The organism is Bacteroides mediterraneensis (assembly GCF_016900355.1).
Classification (GTDB): Bacteria; Bacteroidota; Bacteroidia; order Bacteroidales; family Bacteroidaceae; genus Phocaeicola.
Window position 1 is genome coordinate 1 of the sequence record NZ_JACJKA010000046.1, and the last position, 6,158, is coordinate 6,158.

2 protein-coding genes are annotated in these 6,158 nt (G+C 42.0%); both read right to left on the minus strand.

Annotation, left to right across the window (positions count from 1 at the left end; all coding sequences use genetic code 11):
• Window positions 1-917: 917 nt before the first annotated feature.
• Window positions 918-2,432 carry a SusD/RagB family nutrient-binding outer membrane lipoprotein gene (locus tag H6A28_RS14650; RefSeq protein ID WP_204481018.1) on the minus strand — a complete coding sequence of 505 codons (1,515 nt, stop codon included), beginning with the start codon at window positions 2,430-2,432 and terminating at the stop codon, window positions 918-920.
• 28 nt (window positions 2,433-2,460) lie between these two features.
• Window positions 2,461-5,670: a SusC/RagA family TonB-linked outer membrane protein gene (locus H6A28_RS14655; protein ID WP_204481023.1), complete on the minus strand. Its 3,210-nt coding sequence runs from the start codon at window positions 5,668-5,670 to the stop codon at window positions 2,461-2,463.
• Window positions 5,671-6,158 lie beyond the last annotated feature (488 nt).

Consider the following 6,158-nt stretch of genomic DNA (forward strand, 5'->3'; position numbering starts at 1 on the left):
CAGCGCCTTCAAGTGTCTGCCTCTCTTTGTCAGTCTGTCATTCTCAGCGGCTCTCCCTCTCGAAAGCGGTTGCAAAGGTACGCACTTTTTCCTTTCCTGCAACTTTTACGCAATACTTTTTTGCGGATTTTTTGAAGAAATTTCGTAAATTACTGGGAACAAGAAGGTTATAGGTGAATATTTTTTGACGCTGCTAAAAGCGGACGGGAAAGGTCCTACATTATGTATTTCGCGCGGGCGTGTACGTGCGCGCATATGCGTGCATGTGTAAAACCCGCACCGCAGGCACATTTTTGTTAAAAGACCCCGACATTTTCTATGTTTTCCTCTCGGGAGACGTATGTTTCCGCCTTGGAAAACGTACGTTTCTCGGCAGGGAAACATACGTCTCTCCTGACAGAAACATAGAAATCTTAAAGGCAACGAAGGATTATCTCACCGGCATTTCTTCAATATGGAACGCTTGAAAGGGAAAAATACGGAATGCATAAAAACAGACAGGACGCTTACAAGGAAGAACAAACAGGCGCTTACGGGAAAAACAGAAGAAACGGCTTAAAGGAAAACTTACAGAAAAACAAGCAAACAGAAAAAAGGAAACCTCACCTACGGACATAAAAAAAGGAGTTCCGCTGAACTCCAACCTTTGTTAACCTTAAATCTAATACTATGAAAAACACAGTGCAAAAGTAAGCATTACCGGGAAAACCACAAAGAATACAGCCGAAAAATCATGTTTTACAACACATATTAACCTTCAAGGAATAATATTCAAAGTGGTTAACACATACATAAAGTAAAAAAGAGGCCTCTCATCACTGAGAAACCCCTTCAAAATGCAAATTAAAAGAGAGACATATACATTAGGGTCTATCAAAAGAACACCCCTTCTGTCCAATGTCAACTTTAAGAGTAGATTAATATACACCTTCTCTGGTGTCCCACCACATAGGTTTACCCCATAAGTTATCCACGACTTCAGCATTATAAGGTGCATTGTTGGCCGCGTTCAAATTCAGTTCGGTTGAAGGATACGGTGAACGCAATGGGGGCACATTATGGTTCGCGTACTGAGCAGGACGCCCCGGAGCAATATAGTTGTTTTCAGGAACTCCCGTACGACGGTACAACGACCAACCTTCCATCGCCTGCTTAAACATAGCCACCCATTCTTCGTACCATATTTTCTTTAACGTGTTGTCAAATTTACCTCCATTTTCCAGATACTCGGTTGCGTCTGCATCACTTACTTCATTTTCAACCATAGAAAAACGTACGGCTTTTTCATAGTTGACGGCCGCAGTACCGTAATTACCCGTATTATAGTTCAGCATGGCAGCCTCAGCAATATGGAAATATACTTCGGCTACACGCATCCAAGGAGAAAATCCTCCTAAATCCTGCCCGTATTTATAATTCCATACCGAATATAATTTAGAAACCGCATTTGAGGAAGCTCCGATAGTATATCCTCTATACACAGGGGTTCCATCGGTATAATCGTCATCACCCTCCGTTTGACTTGCCGGAGTAGGAGTGAAATAAATGCCAATACGGGGGTCGTCGGCCGCCAACAAATTGTCGACCATCACGTCGGACGCACAATATTCCGTTTTACGTGTACGATACTGGTCGGCTATCGGTTCGAAAAAGTTAGAATCGGAACCCTGCCACCAGAAGAATGCATTGTCATCATTAGAGTCCATAATCGGATAGCGTGAAGGATCACCCAACACTTCCTCCACAGTTGATTGTGCCAGCTCAGGACTGACCTCAGATATGCGGATAGCCAAACGAAGGCGCAGTGAATTGCAATACTTCTGCCATTTTGTGATATCCCCACCAAACAATAGGTCACCATCGCTGATATCATCGGTTCCCTCGTTGCTGGCAAAACTATCGGCAGCTTCTTTCAACTTCGCAAGCAAGGCCGGATAAATGTCTTCCTGCTTATCGTATTTAGGAGTAAGAATACCTTCACCCATTTTTACGGCATCGCTGTAAGGAACGTCACGCCATCTGTCGGTAGCAATCTGCATGACAGTTACTTCCAACACTTTGGCCACATTCATAAGATTCGAACCAGCCGTGGCACGTCCCTGCAAATCCATCACATTATTCAGGATACGGTATACATATTCCCAGTTATTATCTTGTATACCCGTACGATAACTGTAACGCGATTCATCGATGTAACTCATCTTTGCCGCATAACCGCAGAAAGTCATAGGTTCATCCATCGCAAACCAGCGGTCATTGAATCGATAGGAAGTGTAGTAAATAACATAGGCAAGAAGGTTCCCATTTGGAACATTGGTTGCATTGTCCGGGTCTTGGTTGATTTCCTCAAACGAGTTCGTACATCCGGTGGCACTCCAAATTAAAGCTCCAGCCATGAATGCCATGATGATTTTCTTAATATATCTTTTCATATAGTCAATTCCTTTTAAATTAATTTTATCAGAATGTTACTCCTAATTTTAAACCGATGCTTCGTGAAGGAGGGTAAGCGTTTGATTCGAAACCTACGTCTCCATTGCTTGAACCTGTTGTAGATTCCGGATCAAGGTGAGTGAGGTTCGAACTATGTACCCATAACAATGCCAAGTTTGTTCCAACCAGTGAAATATTCGCTGATTTGATGAATGTATTCTTCAACAGCTGTTTAGGGAAGGTATAAGTAAGATGTGCTTCACGCAACTTCAAGTAAGAACCATCAAAGACTGACATTTCGCAGATGGTATAGAAGTTATAGAAGAAGTCTTCCGCATTCACTGCCACATCATTGATTTTACCGTCGGCTGTCTTGAACACTTTGTCGGTCATCACGTTCTTACCTGCAATCACACCGTTTTCACGAATATCTCCCGCTGCAGTAAAATCATATATACCTGTCTGTGTACCAAAAGCCTGTGAAACAGAGTAAACATCTCCCCCTTTGCGGAAGTCAAGCAAGAACCCGAAACTCCAGTCTTTGTAAGTAAATTCGTTGCTCCAGCCAGCCAACCAGTCCGGACTTACATTTCCGATTTTTTTGGCATCCTCATATACCGGCATTCCGTTTTCTACCCGAATGGAACCATCGTCATTATATACATATCCTGTTCCTACAAGTGTTCCCCAGCTTTCACCAGGTATTGCATAGCTGGTACAGCTCCAGCTGCTTCCGATTTCATAAGCGTCCAGTTTCTGTCCGGTAACAGGATCAGTATAAAGTTCGTCGATACGGCTTTTATCCTTTGCCCAGTTAAATGTAGTAGTCCAGCTGAACCCTTTTGGATTACGGAAAATATCGGCCGACAACTGAAGTTCAACACCTTTGTTGCTTACCTTACCTGCATTGATATACATAGAACTATAACCAGTGGAAGTTGCGACATTAGCTTGCATAATCTGATCGGTAGTAACTTTCTGGTAATAAGCTCCATCGAAGTGGATACGGTTATCCAACAAGCTTGCCTCAAGACCTACTTCCCATGTCTTTATCATTTCAGGACGCAAATCGCGTGCGGGATAAGTCGTAGGATTGTAGTAAAGCGTAGTACCGTTAAACGGTGCAGATACTACTGAATAATATGAGTTAGATACATATGGATCTGTGGCATTACCAATTTTAGCCCATCCACCACGAAGCTTCAGGAAATTGAGAATACCCCCGCTGGTCAGCATCGGAAGTGTTTCTGTCAAAATCCAGCTACCGCTAAATGACGGATAGAAGAATGCATCCTTAATGGTAGAATCCCAGTCGTTACGCACACTGATATCTGCATAAAGCTGATTTTTCCACCCCAATGAAAGGTTGGCGTACACAGAGTTCGAACGCCGTGTTTCATGGTTCTGTGCAGTATAAGCTGTTCCTTTTGCGTTCGCTACGGTATAAAGTCCGGGAACGGTCAACTGGTCAGCCCCTATGGTATTGATCTCATACGCATAGTCACGATAGTTAGCTCCAGCCAACGCATTCACACTGAGGTCACCGAATTGCTTGGTGAAGTAAGCGATGAAATCGGCATTGATTTCCGTGGTACGACGATCGTAGTTACGGAAATATCCATCCGGGTAATCCACGCTCCATTCTATATTAGACAACTGGTTTGAATCGAAGTGATCAAAGCCAAGACGTCCTTCAAACTTCAACCAGTCAGTCGGCTTGATAAAAATAGAAGACTTACCATAGAAACGGTCACGGGTGTATTTGTTCAAGTTATGGTTCAGCACCCAGTACGGATTCGTGGCATAAGCCTGCTGCCAGTTATAATGAGTATAATTACCCATCTCGTCCTTCTGGTCATAATTTGCCTTCAAATCCTCTATGTCAATCTGGCGTCCATGCCATTGCAGCAAGGACTGCAGTACGTTTGAACCGCTGTATCCGGTTCCAGGAAGATTGTCACTCTTGGTGCGGACAAAGTTTGCAGACAAATCGAAGTCAAGATACTTGTTTACACTCATCTTCGAGTTTATGGCAATAGAGTAACGTTTTTGGTCTGTGTTGGGTGTAGTACCTTTCTGATCGCGGTATCCCAACGAAGCACGAGTGGATGATCTTTCATTGGAAGTAGTCAATGAAATCATATGACTCTGTGAGTAACCCGTTTCAAAGAAATCTTTGATATTGTCCGGATGAGATACCCACGGAGTAGCTTGGCGCACACCATTCACAACCGGGCTATTAAATTGTGGAATCATCAGACCGATATCCAAACGTGGTCCCCAAGACTCGTCAGCATTATCATTCACACCATTTCCCATACCGTCGTAGTAGGAGAATCCATGCTGTACAGCAAAATCTGCGTATGACATGACATCGCTGTAACCTCCTTCTTTCCAGTCGAACTCACTTCCGTAATATCCTTGCCCATATTTGTTCTGAAGTTTTGGCAAGTTATAAATCTGGTCAACCGTAAAACTTCCATCATACGAAATCTGTACACCTTTATCTTTTTTACCAGACTTGGTTGTGATAAGGATAACACCGTTTCCGGCACGCATACCATAAAGGGCTGCCGAACCACCTTTCAATACTGATATGGATTCAATATCTTCCGGATTAATATCGTTCAAACCTGAACCCAGATTGACAGATGAACCGGTTCCATTATCATTCTGTACAGGTACCCCATCCACCACAATCAAAGGTGCATTGTTTCCAAATGAGGAATTACCACGGATCACAATATTTTGAGAGGCTCCGACCTGTCCACCTTGTGAAGTAATCTGTATTCCGGCAATCTTACCCGAAAGTGCATTAGCCACATTCAACGGTGCGGCTTGAGTAATTTCATCCGATTTTACTTCTTGCAAGGCGTATCCTAATGCTTTCTTCTCTCGTGAAATACCCATTGCAGTAACCACTACCTCATCCAAGGTTTCCGTATCCGACTGCAATACAATCTTCATATTGGGCTTTATCGCTACCTCCTGACTTTTCATTCCCACAAATGAAACAATCAAGGTCTTGCTTCCAGCCTTCACACCTGAAATCTCAAAATTACCATCCACATCGGTGATGGTTCCTTGGGTAGTACCTTTCACCAGCACTGATGCTCCTACAATAGGAAGCCCGTCTTCTTCTGAAGTCACCACACCTTTCACCGTTAATCCTTGCGACCATGCTACTCCCATCCATACAAACAGAAAGGTCAGCATCAATGTAAGTTTCCTTTTCATAAATCCCTCCTTTGATTAAACATGAATAAACCTCGTTTAGTTAATAAAATACATTATAAATACATATTAAAACCTATTAACAACACCACAAAGATATATATTTAATCTAATAAACAACAAAATATCACAGAAAAATAATAATAATCACCAAAAAGACACAATAAAACGAATATCGATTCATCTCTGATACAAAAGAAAAAGATATAAGTAGCAAGAAAAACAAAGGGAATAAACAAAAGATAACAGAAAAAGCTATGAAATAAAAACAAAATCAAAAACAACATATAGATAATTATATCTATCAAAAAGATAGCAACATCAAAAGAATTCAGCGACAATCAGTTTCATTAAAAGAAACAAAAAAGAGGATGTGTCAAAATGATGCATCCTCTTTTTCGTTATATAATCATCGTTTTGCCATTTTTCATAGAGTATGATTTATGTTTTTCCTATGTCCATGCCTTTTGGTGGTATAATGTGCTGTAGAT